The organism is Bacterioplanes sanyensis (genome assembly GCF_002237535.1).
Classification (GTDB): Bacteria; Pseudomonadota; Gammaproteobacteria; order Pseudomonadales; family Oceanobacteraceae; genus Bacterioplanes; species Bacterioplanes sanyensis_A.
Genome location: NZ_CP022530.1, coordinates 711,404 through 731,604, shown reverse-complemented (window position 1 = coordinate 731,604; position 20,201 = coordinate 711,404). Strand labels below are relative to the sequence as shown.

21 protein-coding genes and 1 other RNA gene are annotated in these 20,201 nt (G+C 55.5%); 11 read left to right on the top strand and 11 right to left on the bottom strand.

Translation table 11 applies throughout. The features are described 5' to 3' along the window. The first annotated feature begins 527 nt into the window (after positions 1-527). The 3 genes from glnA (at position 528) to CHH28_RS03350 (ending at position 3,565) form a co-directional block, all read left to right on the top strand. Positions 528-1,934, top strand: coding sequence for a glutamate--ammonia ligase (gene glnA / locus CHH28_RS03360; RefSeq protein WP_094058978.1), 1,407 nt, complete (start codon positions 528-530; stop codon positions 1,932-1,934). A gap of 107 nt (positions 1,935-2,041) precedes the next feature. Then, entirely contained in the window at positions 2,042-2,986 is a 945-nt protein-coding gene (locus tag CHH28_RS03355) for an alpha/beta hydrolase (RefSeq protein ID WP_094058977.1), read from the top strand. A 144-nt stretch (positions 2,987-3,130) separates the two neighbouring features. Continuing rightward, the gene (locus CHH28_RS03350; RefSeq protein WP_157729749.1) at positions 3,131-3,565 is read left to right on the top strand and encodes an ester cyclase; all 435 of its coding nucleotides are present in this window, start codon (positions 3,131-3,133) and stop codon (positions 3,563-3,565) included. Here the strand turns inward: CHH28_RS03350 and CHH28_RS03345 are convergent. Together CHH28_RS03345 and CHH28_RS03340 are read right to left on the bottom strand one after the other, a co-directional pair. Further along, on the bottom strand, positions 3,543-3,824 hold the full coding sequence (locus tag CHH28_RS03345; RefSeq protein WP_094058975.1) for a CDGSH iron-sulfur domain-containing protein: 282 nt from the start codon (positions 3,822-3,824) through the stop codon (positions 3,543-3,545). The two genes, CHH28_RS03350 and CHH28_RS03345, sit on opposite strands and share 23 nt — an antisense overlap. Beyond that, positions 3,821-4,282, bottom strand: a complete 462-nt coding sequence (locus CHH28_RS03340; RefSeq protein WP_094058974.1) for an EVE domain-containing protein — start codon at positions 4,280-4,282, stop codon at positions 3,821-3,823. Before CHH28_RS03340 ends, CHH28_RS03345 begins: the two co-directional genes overlap by 4 nt. A 99-nt stretch (positions 4,283-4,381) precedes the next feature. On the opposite strand from CHH28_RS03340, the gene CHH28_RS20335 reads away from it, so the two are divergent. Next, positions 4,382-4,507 (top strand): hypothetical protein, encoded by a 126-nt coding sequence (locus tag CHH28_RS20335; protein WP_269843676.1) that lies wholly within the window; start codon positions 4,382-4,384, stop codon positions 4,505-4,507. Here the strand turns inward: CHH28_RS20335 and CHH28_RS03335 are convergent, their stop codons facing one another. The 4 genes from CHH28_RS03335 to CHH28_RS03320 form a co-directional block, all read right to left on the bottom strand. Next, a complete protein-coding gene (locus tag CHH28_RS03335; RefSeq protein ID WP_094058973.1) occupies positions 4,508-5,086 on the bottom strand; it encodes a 5-formyltetrahydrofolate cyclo-ligase in 579 nt (192 codons plus the stop codon). Between the two features lie 31 nt (positions 5,087-5,117). After that, positions 5,118-5,297, bottom strand: a non-coding RNA gene (ssrS, locus tag CHH28_RS03330) — 6S RNA. A gap of 51 nt (positions 5,298-5,348) precedes the next feature. Further along, positions 5,349-5,663: a cell division protein ZapA gene (locus tag CHH28_RS03325; RefSeq protein ID WP_094058972.1), complete on the bottom strand. Its 315-nt coding sequence runs from the start codon at positions 5,661-5,663 to the stop codon at positions 5,349-5,351. Beyond that, entirely contained in the window at positions 5,656-5,895 is a 240-nt protein-coding gene (locus tag CHH28_RS03320; RefSeq protein WP_094058971.1) for a TIGR02449 family protein, read from the bottom strand. Before CHH28_RS03320 ends, CHH28_RS03325 begins: the two co-directional genes overlap by 8 nt. 166 nt (positions 5,896-6,061) lie before the next feature. Between CHH28_RS03320 and CHH28_RS03315 the strand changes: the two genes are divergently transcribed. From CHH28_RS03315 to CHH28_RS03300, 4 genes are read left to right on the top strand one after another with little or no spacing between them, the layout of a single operon-like run. Beyond that, positions 6,062-6,610, top strand: a complete 549-nt coding sequence (locus tag CHH28_RS03315) for a UPF0149 family protein (protein WP_094058970.1) — start codon at positions 6,062-6,064, stop codon at positions 6,608-6,610. A 10-nt stretch (positions 6,611-6,620) separates the two neighbouring features. Then, positions 6,621-7,931 (top strand): Xaa-Pro aminopeptidase, encoded by a 1,311-nt coding sequence (pepP, locus tag CHH28_RS03310; protein ID WP_094058969.1) that lies wholly within the window; start codon positions 6,621-6,623, stop codon positions 7,929-7,931. Positions 7,932-7,944: 13 nt separating this feature from the next. Continuing rightward, positions 7,945-9,180 (top strand): 2-octaprenyl-6-methoxyphenyl hydroxylase, encoded by a 1,236-nt coding sequence (gene ubiH, locus CHH28_RS03305; RefSeq protein ID WP_094058968.1) that lies wholly within the window; start codon positions 7,945-7,947, stop codon positions 9,178-9,180. Next, positions 9,180-10,376, top strand: a complete 1,197-nt coding sequence (locus tag CHH28_RS03300) for a UbiH/UbiF/VisC/COQ6 family ubiquinone biosynthesis hydroxylase (RefSeq protein ID WP_094058967.1) — start codon at positions 9,180-9,182, stop codon at positions 10,374-10,376. The genes ubiH and CHH28_RS03300 overlap by 1 nt, the downstream gene beginning before the upstream one ends. A gap of 17 nt (positions 10,377-10,393) precedes the next feature. Here the strand turns inward: CHH28_RS03300 and CHH28_RS03295 are convergent, their stop codons facing one another. Continuing rightward, positions 10,394-11,269, bottom strand: coding sequence for an HDOD domain-containing protein (locus tag CHH28_RS03295; protein ID WP_094058966.1), 876 nt, complete (start codon positions 11,267-11,269; stop codon positions 10,394-10,396). Between the two features lie 117 nt (positions 11,270-11,386). Between CHH28_RS03295 and CHH28_RS03290 the strand changes: the two genes are divergently transcribed. Next, positions 11,387-12,583 (top strand): class I SAM-dependent rRNA methyltransferase, encoded by a 1,197-nt coding sequence (locus tag CHH28_RS03290; protein ID WP_094058965.1) that lies wholly within the window; start codon positions 11,387-11,389, stop codon positions 12,581-12,583. Here CHH28_RS03290 and CHH28_RS03285 read toward each other — a convergent pair. Continuing rightward, on the bottom strand, positions 12,580-13,767 hold the full coding sequence (locus CHH28_RS03285) for an imelysin family protein (RefSeq protein ID WP_094058964.1): 1,188 nt from the start codon (positions 13,765-13,767) through the stop codon (positions 12,580-12,582). The genes CHH28_RS03290 and CHH28_RS03285 overlap by 4 nt on opposite strands. A gap of 3 nt (positions 13,768-13,770) precedes the next feature. Then, positions 13,771-14,433, bottom strand: a complete 663-nt coding sequence (locus tag CHH28_RS03280) for an HAD family hydrolase (protein WP_332881229.1) — start codon at positions 14,431-14,433, stop codon at positions 13,771-13,773. A gap of 209 nt (positions 14,434-14,642) precedes the next feature. Here CHH28_RS03280 and rppH point away from each other — a divergent pair, with 209 nt between their 5' ends. After that, on the top strand, positions 14,643-15,137 hold the full coding sequence (gene rppH, locus CHH28_RS03275; RefSeq protein WP_094058963.1) for an RNA pyrophosphohydrolase: 495 nt from the start codon (positions 14,643-14,645) through the stop codon (positions 15,135-15,137). A 91-nt stretch (positions 15,138-15,228) separates the two neighbouring features. Beyond that, positions 15,229-17,520, top strand: a complete 2,292-nt coding sequence (ptsP, locus tag CHH28_RS03270) for a phosphoenolpyruvate--protein phosphotransferase (RefSeq protein WP_094058962.1) — start codon at positions 15,229-15,231, stop codon at positions 17,518-17,520. Between the two features lie 3 nt (positions 17,521-17,523). Here ptsP and CHH28_RS03265 read toward each other — a convergent pair whose 3' ends face one another. Both CHH28_RS03265 and CHH28_RS03260 read right to left on the bottom strand, forming a co-directional pair. Continuing rightward, complete coding sequence (locus CHH28_RS03265) at positions 17,524-18,069, bottom strand: DUF882 domain-containing protein (protein WP_094058961.1); 546 nt, start codon at positions 18,067-18,069, stop codon at positions 17,524-17,526. A 159-nt stretch (positions 18,070-18,228) separates the two neighbouring features. Beyond that, complete coding sequence (locus CHH28_RS03260) at positions 18,229-20,025, bottom strand: L,D-transpeptidase family protein (RefSeq protein ID WP_094058960.1); 1,797 nt, start codon at positions 20,023-20,025, stop codon at positions 18,229-18,231. Positions 20,026-20,201 lie beyond the last annotated feature (176 nt).

Genomic DNA, 20,201 nt, shown 5'->3' with positions numbered 1-20,201 from the left:
GCTCTAGATCACCAAGCCGGTTTGTTGCTCTAACCAGCTACAGCAAAAATCGGCGTTACAGAGCCGTAGTTCTCAAGCGTTTCCCTTTATGGCGTGGGCGGCAGGCCAGCATAGCGCCGTTGGCGAAATTGCAAAGGACTGGCTATTGGCTGTCATCTCCGCTTTGTTCTGAAGTCCTGACACACTCGCGCAAAGCTGTGCAGCATTATTTAGAGGTGCCCTTGAGCCAAAGCAAGATGCAGCTTCACGGGGCGGCAAAATGGTTCCTCGTGCCAGGGGGTGAACCTATACTGTGCATTCTTGCAGGGAACTGCTAGGCATAACGCGATGAATGCTCTATTTTGGTGCGTATCGCGCATGCGATGTTGTCTTTCGGTGCATTGCGAATGCTGTTGGAATGGGGTGGCCCTGATTTTGTGCGGTTCAGCTAATCCCGCGGTATGGCATACAACTTGCTCTAATGACATTCATAACAAAACAGGGATGCGTCCCTTGTTCAAATCTGAACCAGCATCTGGAGAAGAAACATGTCAGAGAACACTCTGAATCTGATTAAAGAAAACGATGTGAAGTGGGTTGACCTGCGTTTTACCGATTCCAAGGGTAAAGAGCAGCACGTTACCATCCCGGCACGTGACGTGGATGAAGATTTCTTCGAGACCGGCCAGATGTTCGATGGTTCTTCCATTGCTGGTTGGAAGGGCATCAACGAATCCGACATGATTCTGCTGCCAGACGACAGCACCCCGTTTATGGATCCGTTCACTGAAGATCCAACACTGGTACTGCGCTGTGACATCATCGAGCCTTCTACTATGCAAGGCTATGAGCGTGACCCGCGTTCTGTGGCTAAGCGCGCTGAAGAGTACCTGAAGTCGACCGGTCTGGGCGACACAGCGTTCTTTGGTCCAGAGCCTGAGTTCTTTATCTTTGATGACGTGCGTTGGGGCCAGGATATGTCTGGCTCGTTCTACAAAATCAACTCAGACGAAGGTGCTTGGAACACTGAAACTGTGATGGAAGGCGGCAACTTGGGCCACCGTCCACGCGTTAAAGGCGGTTACTTCCCAGTACCACCAGTGGATAGCTCTCACGACATTCGTGCGGCTATGTGTAATCTGATGGAAGCCATTGGCCTGGACGTTGAAGTACACCACCACGAAGTGGCAACGGCGAACCAGAACGAGATCGGTGTTAAGTTCAACACCTTGGTGAAAAAAGCCGACGAAGTACAAATGCTGAAGTACGTGGTGCACAACGTGGCATCGGCGTACGGCAAAACGGCGACCTTTATGCCTAAGCCTGTGGTGGGTGATAACGGTTCTGGTATGCACGTGCACCAGTCGTTCTGGAAAGATGGCGAAAACCAGTTCGCTGGCGACAGCTATGCTGGCTTGAGCGAAACCGCGTTGTACTACATTGGCGGTATCATTAAGCACGCCAAAGCGCTGAACGCGTTCACCAACCCATCGACTAACTCCTACAAGCGTTTGATCCCAGGTTTCGAAGCCCCTGTGATGCTGGCTTACTCTGCCCGTAACCGCAGTGCCTCGATCCGTATCCCATACGTGGCGTCGCCAAAAGGCAAGCGTATCGAGTCTCGCTTCCCTGACCCAACGGCGAACCCATACCTGGCGTTTGCTGCCATGCTGATGGCGGGCATCGACGGTGTTAAGAACAAGATCCATCCTGGCGATGCGGCTGACAAAGACTTGTACGATCTGCCAGCCGAAGAAGCTGCGGCGATCCCTCAAGTGGCGGGCAGCCTGCGCGAAGCACTGGATGCGTTGAAAGAAGACATGGCGTTCCTGACCGAAGGCGGTGTATTCACTGAAGATATGATCAATGCTTACATCGACCTGAAGATGGAAGACGTTTACCGCGTCGAGCATACCACTCACCCAGCTGAGTTTGATATGTACTACTCAGTGTAAGCTGAGCCAGTGATTGAAAAGGCCGCGCAAGCGGCCTTTTTTATGGCTGTTTTTCGCTCACCGCTGGGCTGGCGTATACTGCCGCCATTAATAGAAGGAGCAGTTGGGTGCAGTGGGATAAATCGGCGCTGCTGGCGGGCACGCCCATGCTGGATTGGCAGGCGCTATCACCGGCGTTGGGTGATCAGTGGCGTGCCTACTGCGAGCACTATCGTTTAACGTTCGAGCAAGCGAGCCAGCACAGTGCCGGCACCGCGCAGCTGGGTGGTTTCGATATTGTGGTGCAGTACTGGCAAGTATCGCAGCCCAAGGGCGTGGCGCTGTTGGTGCACGGTTATTACGACCATGTCGGCCTGTATCGCTCGTTAATTGAGTTCTGCCTGAGTCAGCAGTTGGACGTTGTCTGCTTTGATTTGCCCGGGCATGGTTTGTCCAGTGGCGAAGTGGCCACCATCGACGATTTTTGCCAATACGACGATGTGTTCAGCCAGATGGTTGGCCAAGTACAGCAGCTGCAGCTACCGATTCAGGTGTTTGGCCAAAGCACCGGCGGAGCGATTATTCTGCACTATCTGCTCACCCGTGGTCTGCGCCAGCTGGATAGCCCGTTTGCACAAGTCACCTTATTGGCACCATTGGTGCGTCCCATGGGCTGGCGCACGGGTAAATGGATGCATGCCTTGCTGCATCGCTTTGTGAAGCAGCTGAAACGCAAATTCAAACCCAATTCGGCCGATGCCGAGTTCCTGCGCTTTATTGCAGAGCTTGATCCGCTACAACCCAGGTTCCTGAATGTGCGCTGGGTAGGAGCGCTCAAGCGCTGGATTCCAATGATCGAGTCGCAAGCAGCGACCGACATCCGCGTTAACATCGTGCAGGGGGATCGTGACCAAACCGTAGACTGGCGTCACAACTTGCAGGTATTGCAGCAGAAGTTTCCCCAACAACGATTGCTGATGCTACCAGGTGGGCAGCACCATCTGGTGAATGAATCGGCAGACAATCAGCGCAAGATTTATCAGCAGTTGGCAGCGTGGCTGCAGGCTGAATAGCAAGGTAACGAAAATAGCGATTTTTCGCCTTTGTTGCTGCAATTGGCACCTGTCAAAACGGACTAAACTGTGAGCCATGTCCGGTGTGGCGGCGCAATATGTCGTACTCTGTAACAACCTAACATCATGTTACAGGGTGTGAGCATGGACGAGCAGCTTGAGGGAAATAAGCGCCTGGTGCGGCAGTTTATTGAACTGACCTGGAATCAGGGGCGTCATCGCCTAGCGGCCTCTCTTGTGAGTCCGCAGTTTAGTTATCAAGCCAGTATGATCGAGTCGCCGATGGGGCTATCCGGCATGGGCAGCCTGATTGATTCCATTCGTGACGTAATGGACGATTTTGCCGTATTGGTCGATGACTTGTTGGCCGAAGGCGATCAGGTGGTCAGCCAATCGACTTTCACCGGCAGTTTGCGCCGTCCGTTTATGGGATTCGAGCCAACCGATCGTATCATTGCACTCAATGCAGTGACCTTTTGGCAGGTTCGCCGGGGCAGCATTCAGTCCGCGCAGTCACTGTTGGACAGCGCCGATTTGATGCATCAGGCTGCACGCATCAGTCACGTCGCCAACTTTTAATCACATCTTTGCAAATCTCTGCCACCGCTTGGCGCAGGGTCATGCCGTTACGCGGGTTATGGCTGCCATCGCAGTAGGGATAGCGCTGGCTTAAACGGCAACTGCATAACCACACCATTTGCTGTCGCTGTGGCAGCACTTGAATCGGAGTGGTACAACTGTCGTCTGCATAGGGGCGGCGCTGACATTGTTTACAGCCGCACAAGCGCTGCTGCTGGTGGGCATTCCAAGTGTGGACGATGGGGATGGCATCACTCATGTTTCAGCCCGCTGCACAATGCACTGCCAGTGAGATGCCTCGACAGGCTGTACCGATAACCTTGGGTTGTTCAGCAAGGTCATGTCTGCCAGCGCTTCAAGCTGGCGCATTTCTTTTAACGTGACTGGCCGTGACAGTGCTTCCAGCGCACACACCTCGACCGTCAGCCAGCGTGGATTGCTGGGATCTGACTTAGGATCAAAATAGGGCGAGCTGGTATCGAATGCACTGGGGTCGGGCACTTTGGTGGCGCTGATGCGACAGATGCCAACGATGGCCGGTTGTTTACAACTGGAGTGGTAAAAAAATGCGAGGTCGTCCACAGCCATGTGATCGCGCATCAGGTTGCGGGCTTGATAGTTGCGCACGCCGTCCCATACTGTGCGCCGCTCATCGCAGTGCAATAAATCTTGAAAACTGAACTCGTCGGGCTCGGATTTAAATAACCAGTAGTGCATGATAGCGATCAATCGGTATAGTTCTTGTAAAGGCTATCATCGGCTTGTCATAACAGCCACTCAGAATGGCTGAGCTCGAATTGGGGAAGAACGGCAACAATGAAAAAACCAGATGTACTACTCGTGCTGGCGATTCTGGTCGCCATCGGGGCTGGAGTAACGAGTGTGAGCGCAGCGCAGCGCACGCCACCGAGTTTGGTGGTATCAGAAACCAGCATTCGCTGACTAAAAGCGATAGCACTGATCTTCGGTGACGATCATGTGCATGGGAATATCCCACGACTCCATCGGCAAGCGCTCGAGTTTTTGGAACTCATACGCGCAGCCGACCAGCAGAGGCCGCCTGCCGCTGTCGCGGCAGGGCGCCAAGCTGCGATCGTAATAGCCACCGCCCATTCCTAAACGTGCTCCGCGTGGATCAAACGCCACCAATGGCACCAATATCGCGCTCATGAATCTGGCCGGTAGTCTGGCGGCGTAGCGCCAATCGGGTTCGGCAATGCCGTAACGATTGTGGCGCATCACCATGCCTGGCTGGTAACGAACAAACAAAAGATGTCCCGCCTTAAACGGATGTAGGACCGGCAAATAAACGACTTTTTTCTGCGCCAGCCACTGCTCTATCGCCAACGCCGGGTCGATTTCACCATCGTTTTGCCAGTACACGGCAATGTGCTTGCGAGCAATGAGTTCAGGTGCGCGACTGGTGTGGTTGGCAAAGCGGTTAGCAGCGTAGCGCCGATGTTGCGCGCTCAGACTGCGCCGCTGCTGGCGGATCAAACGTCGTAGTTGTGTTTTGTTCATACCACTTGCCGGAATAGGCGGGCAAAAGAAAGGGCTCCCCACTGTGCCGCTGTCAAACATAAAGCCCTTGAACCCTGAAGTTCAAGGTGGCGGGGTATTGGCTGAATAAGGCTTTCCGTCATGCGGACATGCACACAACAACCAACTTCCCCTCCTGGGTAATACGCATCGGCTCGAGGTCTTTATTGACTGGCTAACACCCCAGGGAGCGCTTGCATGATAGCAAAAATCGCGCGCCGATTCCGAGGGTGCGCTGCGACTTTTACAGTTCTAGCTGTTGGTCCTGTTCCAGCAGATGGTCAATGTCCTCACACAGCTGCGACATGCTGCGGTTTACCTTCTGATCTTGCTGGCGCAGCTCGATCAATTCGTTGGCCATGTTCAGCGCTGCAATCACCGCCACGCGGTCTGGGCCCAGCACCTTGCCGGTGGATGAGCCCGCCTGTTTGATTTCCTGCATGCGCTGATCCAATAACCGCGCCGACTCGTGTAAACGCTCTTCTGCGCCCTCCGGACAATTGACTCGGTACTCCCGGTCAAGAATGGTCAGGGACAGTGTTTTAGACGAATTAGCCACTATTGCGCTCCAGGGTTTGCAGGCGCTGAATCATATCATTGACCTTTTGCCGCGCCATTTCGTTTTGCTGCAGCAACTTGGCGCGCTCAGCTTGCCATTGTGCTTCGGATAAGCGCATGGCTTTGTTTTGCTCGCGCAGTTGCTCGTGCGCGGCCAGCAGTTTCGCTACCTTGCGCTGCAAATACTGTAGTTGAAGTGCGCTGTCCGCTGACGGATAAGCGTCGCTGTCCATGGGAGCATCTACCTTGAGGTGTGTGTTCGAAATGCCGCACTGGCGGCGTCCTTACTATATTAGCCGCTGCGCGCGCCGGTCAATTGTTGCACCCGGGTACAGGGCAGCCAGGCCGCGATGGCAATGTTAGAATGCGCCAGTACCTTCTACAAAGCGACATCAACCTATGCTGTTTTCTGATCTTGCCGACATTTGGCTGCAAGCCCGCTGCTTTCAAACGCCGTCGGCGTTGCATGGTTGGCTGACAGGTTTTCTGTCTGCTGGCGGCCGGCTGAAACCCGATGCCTGGATGCGCGAAGCGTCCGACTACCTGGAAATGGAAGACGCCCTGGACGATGGCCTGAGCCAAGCGTTGGCGAACTTCTACCCTGCTGTACTGCAGAGCCTGGCACAAGAAAACATGCAATTTCAGCCATTGCTGCCGGACGATGATGACGCCGATGTCGATGAGCAATTGGATTGTCTGGTGCAGTGGAGCAAAGGCTTTCTGGATGGCTTTGGCGCTTCGGGCAATGTGCAAGGGCAGTTGCCAGCCGACGTCACCGAAGTGCTGCGCGACCTGGACGCCTTTACCGGTGCCACGTTGGAAGACCCTGCCGACCCGGAAAATGAATTTTTGTTGCAGCAGCTGACTGAGCACGCACGCATGGCTGCATTGACGGTGTTTTACAGCCTCAATCAGTCACCGCAATCCCCCGCTCAGCCACTGCATTAATGGAGCTTTTATGACACTGCCACACTCTGAGTTTCAGCGTCGTCGCGAGCAGCTGATGGCGCACATGGCGGCCAACAGCATTGCCATTGTCCCCGCTGCGCCCATGACTCACCGCAACAGCGACGTTGAACACCCGTATCGCCAGGACAGCGACTTCTATTACTTGAGCGGCTTTAATGAAGCCAATGCGGTGGTGGTGTTGATTCCTGGGCGTGAGCACGGTGAATACGTGCTTTTTTGTGAAGAAAAGGACCCTGCCAAAGAGGTATGGGAAGGTCGCCGCGTCGGCCCAGACGCTGCGCCGCAGCAATTGGGCTGTGACGATGCCTTTCCGATAGCCGACATCGATGAAATCCTGCCAGGTTTGCTGGAAGGCAAAGATCGTATTTACGCCAGCCTAGGCGTCAGCGCTGATTTTGATCAGCAGTTGATGCACTGGGTGAAGCGCATCAAGCATCTGTCGCGTGGCAGTGGTGCGCCGCATGAGTTCAGTGCGCTGGATCATTTGCTGCACGAGCAGCGTCTGATTAAATCCCCCGCTGAAATTGAGATGATGGCCAAAGCAGGTGACATCACCGCGCGGGCGCACACCCGCGCGATGCAACGGGTTCGCCCTGGGCTACGTGAGTACCAGCTGGAAGCCGAGTTAATGCACACCTTTATGGATGCGGGTGCCGGTTGGGCATACCCCTCCATCGTGGGCGCTGGCGACAATGCTTGCATCCTGCATTACACCGCCAACAATGCGGAGATTCAGGACGGCGATCTGGTGCTGATCGATGCGGGTTGCGAACTGGACTACTACGCCGCGGATGTGACCCGTACGTTCCCTGCTAACGGCCGCTTTAGCGCCCCGCAGCGCACGTTATACGAGCTGGTGCTGGCAGCGCAGCTGGCAGCATTCGAGCAAGTCAAACCCGGCAACCATTGGGATCAGCCGCATCAAGCTGCGGTGGATGTGTTGGCCAAAGGACTGATTGAACTGGGGTTGCTGCAAGATGAACTTGAGCAGGTGTTAGAGGAACAAAGCTATCGGCGTTTCTTTATGCACAAAACCGGACACTGGATTGGCATGGATGTGCACGACGTTGGCGATTATCGCGTTGACGGCGAGTGGCGCATGTTGGAACCGGGCATGGTGCTCACCATCGAGCCGGGTTTGTACATCGCGCCGGACGACCTCACCGTGGCAGAACAGTGGCGTGGCATCGGTATTCGCATTGAAGATGACGTGGCGGTCACCCCGGGTGGCTATCGCAATCTGACGGCCGCTGTGGTGAAAAGCGCGGATGAGATTGAACGCTTAATACAAGGGCTTTAACTGAAGGGTAGCGATGAAGCAGCCGACGACGGACATTGCGATTCTCGGTGCTGGCATGGCCGGCGCCAGCTTGGTGCATATGCTCACTCCAGCGATGCAAGCCGGGGCTCGCGTCACCTTATTGGATGGTCAGCCGTTAACCTGGCACGGTGATATCAGCCAGCGGCCACCCAGTTTCGATGGCCGCGCCACCGCGCTGTCCTATGGCTCGCAACAGCTGTTGCAACAGTTGGGGCTATGGTCGGCGACGCTGGATGAGCGTGCTTGTGCCATCGAGCACATTCAGGTATCCGACCAAGGGCGATTGGGGCAAGCCCACTTGCACGCCAGCGAGCAAGACGTTGAAGCGCTGGGCTATGTGGTTGAAAACGCTGTATTGGGCGAGGCCTTGCTGCAGCCCTTGGCCGGTATTACAGCGCTCGACGTCCGTGCTCCGACTCGCGTCACCAAGGTGACCATGAATGCAGCGGGTGCTTTGCTGCAACTGGACGATGAGCAAACGCTGCAAACGCGCTTGTTGGTGGTGGCTGATGGCGGACGCTCTGCATTGGCCAGCCAGTTGGGCATCACACAGCAGCGTAAGTCTTACCACAGCGTCGCGCTGGTAACGCAAGTTGAGTGCGATCGGCCGCATCAGCATTGGGCTTATGAGCGCTTCAGCAGTGCTGGACCAATCGCCTTTCTACCATTAAGTGAACAGCAATTTGCCATTGTCTGGACGCTGGCGGAAGACCAGGCGGCAGGTGTCATGGCGCTCAGCGAAGCACAGTTCCTACAGCGTTTGCAGGCGCAAATTGGCTGGCGATTGGGACGTTTAACCAAGCTTGGCGAGCGACAGACGTATCCCTTGGCGCTGGTGACGGCCAGCGAGCAAGTACGTCGCTCTCTGGTGTTGTTGGGCAACGCCGCGCACAGTCTGCACCCGGTCGCTGGGCAGGGCTTTAATTTGGCTTTGCGCGATACCGCGGCGCTGGCGGAGCAAATCAATCTGGCCTGTGTGCGTGGTGATAACCCGGGCGAGCTGAGTTATTTGCAGGCGTATTGCCTGCAGCAACAAACCGATCAGCGCAACACCATCACCGCCAGTGATTGGCTACCCGGCCTGTTTGGCAGCGACAGCTCGGTACTGATGGGGCTGCGCGATGCTGGCTTGTTGGCCATGTCGGCCGCGCCCACGGCCAGACGATTATTTGCCCGCCACGCCATGGGACTGGGGCAACCGGCCACACACTTGATGGGAGAGCAGTAATGCAACAGTACGATGTGATGGTGGTCGGCGCCGGTATGGTGGGCTTGTCGATTGCTGCTTATCTGGGGCAACAGGGCATCTCGGTGGCGGTGGCGGATCCGTCGTTGCAGCATCCGATTGAGGCCACGAATGCTGCTATGGGCACGGCAGTCGACGACTATGATCTGCGTGTCAGTGCATTGTCTGCAGAATCGCAGACCTTACTGGCGCAACTGGGCGCCTGGCCACTGATTGAGCGCAAACAGCCGTATCATCACATGCACGTCTGGGATGGTGAAGGCACGGGTTCGGTCAGCTTTCATTGCCAGGATTTGCACCGCCCGGATCTCGGTCACATCGTTGAAAACCGCCACACTCTGGCAGCCTTGCGCCAAGTGGTAGAACAACTACCGGTCACCTTGCTGCCGTATGCCGTGGCCTACATCGACAATCCGCAGGATGACTGGACGCCGGTGATGTTGGCCAATGACACGCTGGTGTCCGCTTGCTTGGTGGTGGGTGCCGATGGTGCTCACTCTCGGGTGCGCCAGTGGGCGGGGCTATCAACGCGCGAATGGGACTATCAGCATCACGCCATCGTCGCCACGCTGCGTATGCAACAGCCGCTGCAAAACACCGCATGGCAACGATTCCGACCACAAGGGCCATTGGCATTGCTGCCGTTGGCCGGTGATGAGCAGTTGGCATCTATTGTGTGGTCAACCGAGGTGGCGGAGGCCCAGGCTCTCATGCAACTCGATGCCAAGGATTTTGCTGAGCAATTGGCACTGGCGTTTGAGAATCGCCTAGGCAGTGTGTTGGAGGTGTCGCAACGGGCGGCCATTCCGTTGCGTCAGCGTCATGCCAAGCATTATGTGTCAGCTGGTGTTGCCTTGGCTGGCGATGCGGCGCACACCATTCATCCTTTGGCCGGACAGGGTGTAAACCTAGGTTTCAAAGATGCGCGTGTGTTAAGCGAAGAGGTGGTGCGGGCTTGCCAGCGCGGATTGCATCCTGGCAGCTTGGCGATACTGCAGCGCTATCAGCGCCGTCGGCAAAGCGATAATTTGGCTACGATGGCAGCGATGGAAGGCTTTAAGCGTCTGTTTGCGGCGCAAAACCCGTGGTTTCGTTTAGCTCGCAACCAAGGTATGCGCTGGTTTGATGCTTGCCTGCCGGTCAAGCAGCACATTATGCAAAAGGCGATGGGGCTGTAGCGCTGAGACTAAGGACACTAGAAGTAGTTCTGGTAGCTGGCGCCCATCTCGGCAAAGTTGGCCTCCATCTGTTCCATGTCGTATTCACCGAGACCCAGATAGGCCAGGATTTCATCGCCGATGGCTAGCCACTCTGGGTCTGTGCTTTGCTTACCTAACACTCGATAGTTGCCGCAAATATGCTCTGCCAGCTTGAGAATGGCGAGCAGCGTTTTTTGCTCGGTATCGCGATAGTCGCTGGCGCTGAAGTAACGCGTGGCATTGTGATGCTCGGCAATCACATCACACAATAATTTAGGCAGTCGCCAAGACTTGGCGGTGTAGTAACCGACCACGGCGTGATTGGTATTCAGCTTCTGATTTTCAACATCTACGACGCGCAGTTCTGGGTGCTCATAGGACTCCACCATCACCTGCGAGTAGTTATCGAAGCGCTCCATCAACAGCGGAATGCCGCAGTTATGAAATAAACCCAGCAGGTAAACCAAGTCAGGGTTCGGGTAGCCGACCTGCTTGGCGATGGTGGTGGCGACATTGGCAATGTCGGTGGCGGTGTCCCAAAAGCGATTCATCGCGACAATGGTCTCATCGCTCATTTGGCTTTTGATCGACAGCCCGTTCACTATGTTCACCACGCTGTTCATGCCAATCAGATTGACCGCCTGCTCCACTGAGGTAATGCGATTACGCAGGCCATAAAACGGCGAGTTGACGACTTTTAGTACGGTCCCGGCCAGCCCTGGGTCCTGGCGGATTAAGGTAGCAATGCGCCCTAAGTCTGGGTCGGGCATCACTTGCTCGAGCTGCAAATCCACCAAAATTTGTGGCTGCGGCGGGATGCGAATCCCTTGCAGGATGGAGTCAATTTGCTCGTTGGTGAGTTCGTGTCCCATGCGCAGGTCCATTGGTGAGAACGGGCTAAGTGTAGCAACCCAACGTTGGCAATGTGGTGGGGAGATTGTGTGGCAGCGTATAATGCCGGTCTTTTTTTGTAACCAGCTGGAGTGATTATGACGGCCGTTCTGCGCCTTAAGCCGAAGACCGAGCGACGCATCAAAGGCGGCCATTGCTGGGTATACAGCAATGAAGTGGACATACAACAAACGCCACTCAAGTTGCTGCAGCCGGGCCAGCAAGTGGTGGTTGAAAGCGCCTCTGGTCAGGTGCTGGGGCGTGCTTTGGTCAGCCCGCAGCAGCTTATCTGTGCGCGGCTATTTAGCCGCAACGCGCAGCAGGAATTGGATCGCTCTTGGTTAGTGCATCGTTTAAAAATCGCCATGAGCGGCCGTGAGCTGTGGTATCCCCATCAGTGTTATCGCTGGGTCTATGGCGACAGCGATGCGTTACCAGGGTTGGTGATTGACCGCTTTGGCGATGTGGTGGTGATCCAGATTTCTAATGAAGGCATGGAGCTGCTGCGTGACGACATCGTGGCCGCCGTTGATCAGGTGGCCAAGCCTGCTGCCATTGTGCTGAAAAACGACGGCAAACTGCGCGCTGCAGCTGGGCTGGAGGAGTACGTGGAAGTGGTCAAAGGCGAACTGCAGGACGATTGCGCGCCACTGGTTGAAAACGACACACGCTTTATGGCACCGGTGATTGCCGGGCAGAAAACCGGTTGGTTCTACGATCATCGTGACAACCGCGCACGGTTGAATACGTTGGTGGCGGGCAAGCGAGTGTTGGACGTTTTCAGTTACATCGGTGGTTGGGGCGTACAGGCGGCGCGTCATGGCGCCAGTGAAGTGCATTGTGTGGATGCCTCCGCGCAAGCGTTGGATTGGGTCGAGCAAAATGCTGGTTTGAATGACGTCGCTGACAAGCTGCATTGCTGGCAGGGTGACGCCTTTGCTGCACTGAAGCAGTTAAAAGACGATGGCGAGCGTTTCGACATTGTTGTGGTCGACCCACCGGCGCTGATTCCTCGCCGCAAGGACATTAAGGCCGGAGAACAGGCCTACCGGCGCCTAAACCAGCTGGCGATGCGCTTGCTGCAGCGCGACGGGCTGCTGGTGTCGGGCTCATGCTCTATGAACCTGGGCGATGACCGCTTGCCCGATATGTTGCGTATCGTTGGGCGGGAATTGGACCGCGAAGTGTTAATCCAGCATTTGGGCAGCCAGGGCGCTGATCACCCAGTGTTGCCCGCGGTGGCGGAAACACGCTACCTGAAAGCGGTGTTCGCCCGAGTATTACCGACGCGTTAACCCGCCGCAGGCAGCGCTATGCCCAGGCTGCTAGCGCTGCGTTGCAGCTGTGACAGCAAGGTAATGTAGGCTTCACGCAGCTGTTCACGGGCATCCTGTGACAGCAGCTCGCCGCCACGCCATTGTTGCAGTAGCCCATCGATGTGCTGCTGCAGGTGCTGCCACTGCTGTCGCTCCGCCTCCTCCAGTAACGGGTTCAGACCTTGCTGTGGCTCGCCCGGAATGATGACGCTAAACACTCCGTCAGTCAGAGCTTGCAGGTCATCCAGGCTGGTCATGGAAAACTCGCTGCTGTGCTGATCAAGGCGCTGTTGCAGCAGCTGCTGAGATACCAGCCGCTGCGCTGCCATTAGGGTGGCGGATAACAGCTGCTCAGGACGGCTATCGTTCAGTGCTTGCGCGTAGTAACCCTCGCTGGGTTGCCAGCGCCGTTGGATGCGCTGTAAATCTTTTTGCAGTTGATCACTGACCAGCGCCAGATATTCGCGTCGCCGATGATGGTTTTGCACTCGGTCTGTGGCGGGCAGTGCGGGTTGGTCATTTTCCACGCTTGCTACAGTGGCGATGGTATTGGCGCGGGCGTAAAAGTCTTTGGCGCTGCGCACGCCCTGATCGCCCCACAACATAAACTCTATCGGGTGATAGCCAAGGCTGGCAGAGCTGGCATCAGAAAACCCGTGTTGCTCAAGCAAAGTTTGCGGCGTGAGCTCCAAAGCCAGGTCATTCACGATGCCACTAAAGGGATAATTGGGCAGGTAGTCGATGTAGCCCGGCTCTATTGGCCAGCTGTCGAGGCGTTCTTGCAATGACTGTTTATCGACCCGCTGGCGGTGCCAATCGGGTGGGTCGTTGATTGGCAGTTGCGTAAATAACTGAGCGCCGAGATAGGCGCTATACGCTTGGCGCCAAGCTTGTCTGGCCTCTGCCAGCAGTGCATCGTTGGGAGTGTGCAGCAAGGCGGCAATGCGTGAGTCCAGCTGCTGAGCGGCTTGACTGGCTTGTGACCAGCGGGTGTAGGCCATCAAGCCAAGGTCCGCGCGCAGGCTGGACAGCGCCGGGTCATCGCTGAGTTGGCGGGTGACCTCCTGCGGTGTCGTTGTCTGTACTTGCGTTGGTGCGGTGGGCGTCTGGTCGCAGCCCACGATCCACAAAGTTAACAGTGGTATGCACCACCTTTTTGTCATGATTCAGTCCCTTAAACTGATGATGTCCCAGCCGTGCTGTTGAGCATATTGCCGCAATGTGTCGTCTGGATCGACAGCAACGGGATGCGAGACTTCGCGCAGCAATGGCAGGTCATTGTGCGAATCGCTGTAAAAGAAGCTGCCAGCCAGATCGCATCCTTTGTCTTCCATCCATTGCTGCAAGCGTGTGACCTTGCCCTGCTGAAAGCTCGGCTCACCGACAATGCGACCGGTATAGCGGCCGTCGATCTCTTCCGGATGGGGGGCAATTATATCCTCGATGCCCAGCTCCGCTGCTATGGGATATGTCACAAATCCATTGGTCGCGGTGATGATCAACAACTGGTCTTGCTGTTCTTTATGATGCTGGATCAGGGCACGGCTGCGCTCTGTAATCAAAGGGACGATGCGCTGCTGGATAAACTGCGCGCGCTCGGCTTCCATTTGTTCTCGCGGATAGCGCGTGAGTGGGGCTAGCGCGAAGGCCAGATACGCATGGATGTCCAAGTCGCCGGCTTGGTACTGGCGATAAAACTCGTCATTGCGGCGTTGGTGCTCTTCCGCATCGACCAATTGCCGATCAACCAAGTATTGTCCCCAGGCATGATCACTGTCACCGCTGATCAGGGTGTGGTCGAGGTCAAAGATTGCCAATGCCACCAGCATTCCTCCGATTGAGTAGTCAGATCAAATAAGTGAGGTCGATATTGTAAAAGCAGGTCGCGACGCTTTCCTTATAATTATCAGTTTTGAGTAGATAAACTCATAAAATCTCTCATTATTAAGGCTCTCACTAACGGACTCCTCATCTCCGTGCTTGACCTTTGCCGTCAAATCGGCAAGTTTGAGGCTAAGACAAAAGATTGGAATTCAGCGTGATAGACGATCAGGGGTATCGCCCCAATGTAGGCATCATCATCTGTAATGATGCTGGACAAGTGTTATGGGCACGCCGCGTAGGGCAGGATGCATGGCAGTTCCCGCAAGGAGGCATAAAACAGGGCGAATCGCCGGAGAAAGCGTTATATCGAGAGCTGGCGGAGGAAGTTGGCTTACAGCCCAAAGATGTAAAAATATTGGGCTGTACCCGCGGATGGCTGCGCTATCGTTTGCCCAGGCGCATGATTCGCCAAGACAGCAAGCCCGTGTGCGTTGGCCAGAAACAGAAATGGTATTTGTTGCGTCTGCTCAGCAGCGACGACGAGGTCAATGTGGCCACCACCAACAAACCAGAATTTGATGGCTGGGAGTGGGTGAGCTATTGGTATCCTCTGGGGCAGGTGGTGTCGTTTAAGCGCGATGTTTACCGCAGCGCACTGACCGAGCTGGCTCCGCGCATCGCGCGCTTGCAGCGTAGGCATGGCAACTGACATGGAGTGATGCTGTTGCGCAGCAAGGCTGTCTCGCTCACCGCCGCAGGCAATGCGCTGTGGCTAAAGACAATAACTAAGGGTAGGGAATATGCTGGATATTCTGCGTCGTATTGTTCAGGAGGTCAGCACCGCCGCCAATCTTAATCAGGCATTGGAGGTGGTGGTGGCGCGTATCCGGGCAGCGATGCAGACGGAAGTGTGCTCTGTTTACCTGTACGACGCAGACAGTAAAGAATATGTGTTGATGGCGACCGAAGGTCTGAACAAAAAGGCCGTTGGCCGTGTTCGGCTGTCGACATCACAAGGCTTGGTGGCTTTGGTCGGCGCGCGCGAGGAGCCGCTCAACATCGACAATGCGCCGTCTCACCCCAAGTTCCATTTCGTCTCGGAAACGGGCGAATCTCCGTTCAACTCTTTCCTAGGCGTGCCCATCATTCATCACAAGCGGTTGATGGGGGTGCTGGTTATTCAGCAACGTGAAAGCCGTCAGTTCGATCAGGGCGAAGAGGCGTTTTTGGTCACCATGTCAGCGCAGCTGGCGGGTGTAATTGCTCATGCTGAGGCTACTGGCGACATTCTTGAGTTGCACCACCAGCGCGGTGTCCGCCGTCGCAGTGCACGTTTCGCCGGCGTTCCTGGAGCACCTGGGGTCGGCTTGGGTGTGGGCTATGTCATCACACCGGCTGCGGATCTGAGCAGTGTGGTAGACAAAGAGCCTGAGTCGGTCGATGCCGAAGTCTTACGCTTTGATCGAGCGTTGCACGATGCCCAAGATGAGATTCGTCACTTGGGCCAACAACTGAGCGGCGAGTTGCGTCCAGAAGAAATGGCGCTGTTTGATGTGTACCTGAATATGCTCGACGACAACGCTCTGGGCGCAGAAGTGCGCCAGCGTATTCGTGATACCAACAACTGGGCAGCCGGTGCATTGCGGCAGGTGGTGATGGAATACGTCGGGCATTTCCAAATGATGGAAGATGTGTACCTGCGTGAGCGCGCCACCGACATTCGCGATCTAGGCACCCGTATTCTGGCCCACCTGGAGGGCTGTGATACCCAGCTAGACATTGATGGCCTGCCGGATGATACGGTGCTGGTCAGTGAGGAGCTTACCCCCGCCATGCTGGCTGAAGTGCCAACGGACAAATTACGCGGTTTGGTGTCTGTGCAGGGGTCATCTAACTCGCATGTGGCCATTTTGGCCCGTGCGATGGGCATTCCCACCGTAATGGGAGTGGTGGATTTACCCTACGCCAAGCTTAACGGGCGGCCACTGATTGTTGATGGTTACCGTGGGCGCTTGTTCTCCAATCCGAGTGATGAGCTGCGAGAGCAGTATCAAGCCATTTACGAGGAAGAACAGGCACTGCAGCAAGACTTGTTGGAACTGAAAGACCTGCCTGCTGAAACGCAAGACGGCCATCGCATTCCGCTGTGGGTTAACACCGGATTAATTACCGATGCCGTGCGCAGTTTGGAGCGCGGCGCCGAGGGTGTAGGCCTGTATCGTACCGAAGTGCCTTTTATGATGAAGGATCGCTTTCCGTCGGAGTCCGAGCAGCAAAAAATCTACCACCAGCAGCTTAAGACCTTTGCCCCTAATCCGGTCACCATGCGAACGCTGGATATTGGCGGTGACAAAGCGCTGACCTACTTTCCCATCGAAGAAGCCAACCCGTTTTTGGGCTGGCGCGGCATTCGTGTGACCCTCGACCACCCGGAGATTTTTCTGGTACAGATACGCGCCATGCTGCGTGCCAGTGAAGGGTTGGATAACCTGCGTATCATGCTGCCGATGATCAGCAGCGTGAATGAAGTCGATGAAGCTTTGCATCTGATTTATCGCGCCCATGCTGAGCTATTAGAAGAAGATTTCGACATCGTGATGCCCGATGTCGGCGTGATGATTGAAGTGCCCGCGGCTGTGTATCAAATCCGTGAGTTAGCGGCGCGGGTGGACTTTCTCTCTGTGGGCAGCAACGATCTCACCCAGTACTTGCTGGCGGTAGACCGTAACAATCCTCGAGTGGCGGATCTCTATCAGGCGTTTCATCCCGCCGTGTTGAGCGCATTAAGCATGATTGCTCGAGATGCCAAAGCCAGCGATACGCCGGTCAGTGTGTGTGGCGAAATGGCGGGTAGCCCGTTAGGTGCCGTGCTGCTGATGGCGATGGGCTACGATATGCTGTCGATGAATGCCACTAACTTGCCCAAAGTGAAGTCGGTATTGCGTGGCATCAGCCAACGCTGGGCGCAGCAGTTGCTGGAAGAGGTGATGCAAATCGACAGCGCACCTATCATCGTTTCTACTATTCAGCTGTCGCTGGAGAAAGCGGGCTTTGCACGTTTGATTGGCCCGAATCTGACCGCGACTCAGTAGCCGTTAGGACGTCCAGCGGCGCACACGACCGGTATCCAAGTGTACAAAACCGTCGTTGGGGTAATACCCCACACCACCGGCGCGCATGGCGATGGCGGCTTGGTGCAAGTGACGATGAGATACGCCAGGGATGCGGATGTCGATGGCTTTGCCTTGCATGTGCAAGCTGCCCTCAGCGACACCGCTCGAGCCTTGGCGCAGCGAGCGATTGGTGTGCGGGGCACGATAGCCGGAGATGATGTACATCGGCTGCTCGGCGGCGAACAACTGCTGCAAATCGAACAAACGCTGGTACAGCTCACGCTGCATGGCAATGGCCTGATTGGCGCGATGATCGCGAACTAACAGGTCCAAACTCTGCAGCTCGGAGTCGATGTAGTGACCGTTGGACCAAAAGGTGGAGGTGACGTGTTCACCTGTGTGGATGTTGTAAAGACGCAGCGTTCTGTCTGCTTCGCTCGACTGGGCCGTCAGTGAAAAGCCTGCACCGCTGCAAGCCACGGCTGAAAGACGCGCTGCATTTGTTAACAACTGACGACGACTGATCATGCGAAATATCCACCCCTGAAAAACAGGTGCGAGTATGCCAAACGCATGGCAATAGGACAGGGAACCAGCTCACACTGGCTTTTTAGATAGACAGCTTCGTCGTGAAAGTCAGTGGCTGGGTTACATAAAGCAACGTATTCGGCACAGAAGTGTAACGGTTTATGCTTCTGGGTTACTGGGTGGCAGGCCGGCAATCAAATCGCGTTTGTACACGTCGTCACGAATCTGCAGCGCGCCTTTGTCGTCCACCCAGGTCGTCCAGTACATCAGGTATACCGGCACCTGCTCCTGCAGGCGGATGCGAGTCGTGCGGGTTTGCTCAATGGCCGAATCAATGGCGTGACGGTTCCAGCCTTGTTGCCCGCGCAGCAGCTTTTCAGCCAGCAAGCGCGGCTGCTCGACCCGCACACAGCCTGAGCTTAATGCGCGTTTGTCGAGGTTGAACAGTTCCGGCTGTGACGTGTCGTGCAGATAAATATCGCGATCGTTAGGAAATAGGAATTTGATGGTGCCTAGTGCGTTGTCATCACCAGCCTTTTGAATCAGGCGATAGGGAAAATAATTTGCGCTCAGGCGTGACCAGTTAATGTCGTCCGGAGATATGAACTTATCCACACCATCAACGCGGCCAATCACTTGGTAGCCTTTCTCGCGCAAGTAATCGGGGTTGCGTTTGATCTTAGGTAATAAGCTGGTCACGGCGATACGTCTTGGCACTGACCAGGTCGGTGCCAGCTCTAACGTGCTGATGGTTTGTGCCATAACCGGGGTGCGACGCTGTGCGTTGCCGATGATGACCTTCATATCCAGCTCGGTCGAGCCGCCATCCACCAGCTGCAGCCGGTAGTCGGCCATATTGACCATGACATAACGTTGGCCCAAATGCTCAGGCAGGTGACGCCAGCGCTTCATGTTATGAGCAATGCGTTGTGCAATCTGATAGGGCGGTATGTTCAGGGTTTGTAACGTTTCAGCGCTGATAAGGCCATCGGCTGGCAACTGATGGCGCTGCTGGAAATAACTCACCGCTTGCTGCAACGCATCGTCAAACAAAAACTGCGGCTGCGACAGGTCAACCGCTTCACCTTCTAACGGAGCTTGAGTGAGGGTTTTGTCCTCGGCGAACAGCCACGCCAAGGCGCCTTTTTTCAGATCGCCGTATTGAGACAGCATCCAGCGCAATTGCGGCACTTGCCGATGACGCTCCCCAGGCTGCAGGCTCAAATCGGCCGGCAACGGATACCACAACCCGGAATTGGCGATGTCACGGTAACGGTTGAGTTCGTTGCGCAGTTGCAAGTAACCAGGGTGAGAAGGGGTCAGTTGCTCGATCAAATGCTCAAGCTCACCGCGATTAATCGATTCATGTAGCAGCTCAACAATACGCTCTTCGCTGATGCCGTTAGCGGTTAAGCGGTCCTGGCTGGAGCTGGCCACCCTGCGAATGGGGTGATCGCCCTCGTTTAAATCTGGCAACAACTCAGAGTTCAGCACTTGCTTGGCGTAGGTGACGAACGCATCCGTCAGCAACACATCTACTGCAGTGGCTTGTTTTGGAATGTTGGATAGGCGGCTGGCCTCGCGCTCCAGCACCGGCAGCTCGTAACCATAGTTGCGCCAATCGTCGGCGGCCGTCTCACGCAGGGCTTGTAACAATTCACGTCCGGCGTCCGTGATTTCAAAGCTGTCCATCCACACGGGTTGGTAATCGCGGCGCAGATAAAACGGCTCAATGGCACGCACATGCTTCAGCCGCACTTCGCCTGCTACTTGGCGCGACGACTCAATCAGCCAATGCTCCATGTAGCGCTGCGCCACGTTTGGCGGCATGTAAGGCTTGGTATTGATGCTGGCCGCCAAGGCAGCAAACAACAGTGCCATACACACCAAGGCAATGATGCCGGTGGCGCGAATCGCAGAGCTGGAATGACGCTGGGCGGAAGGCTGTATCTTCATGCCATAAAGTATGGACGCAGATGCTAAAAAGTGTGATTTGATTGGCGCGCTTGTAACAGGATTTTTGTAAACGAATGCAACTGATGTTTCTGCTTCTTTCGAGTTTGTTAAGCAAAAACAAGCAGTTGTCTGGCGATCGGAAACTTTCGAGAAAAGTGCTGACTTATTGACGCAAA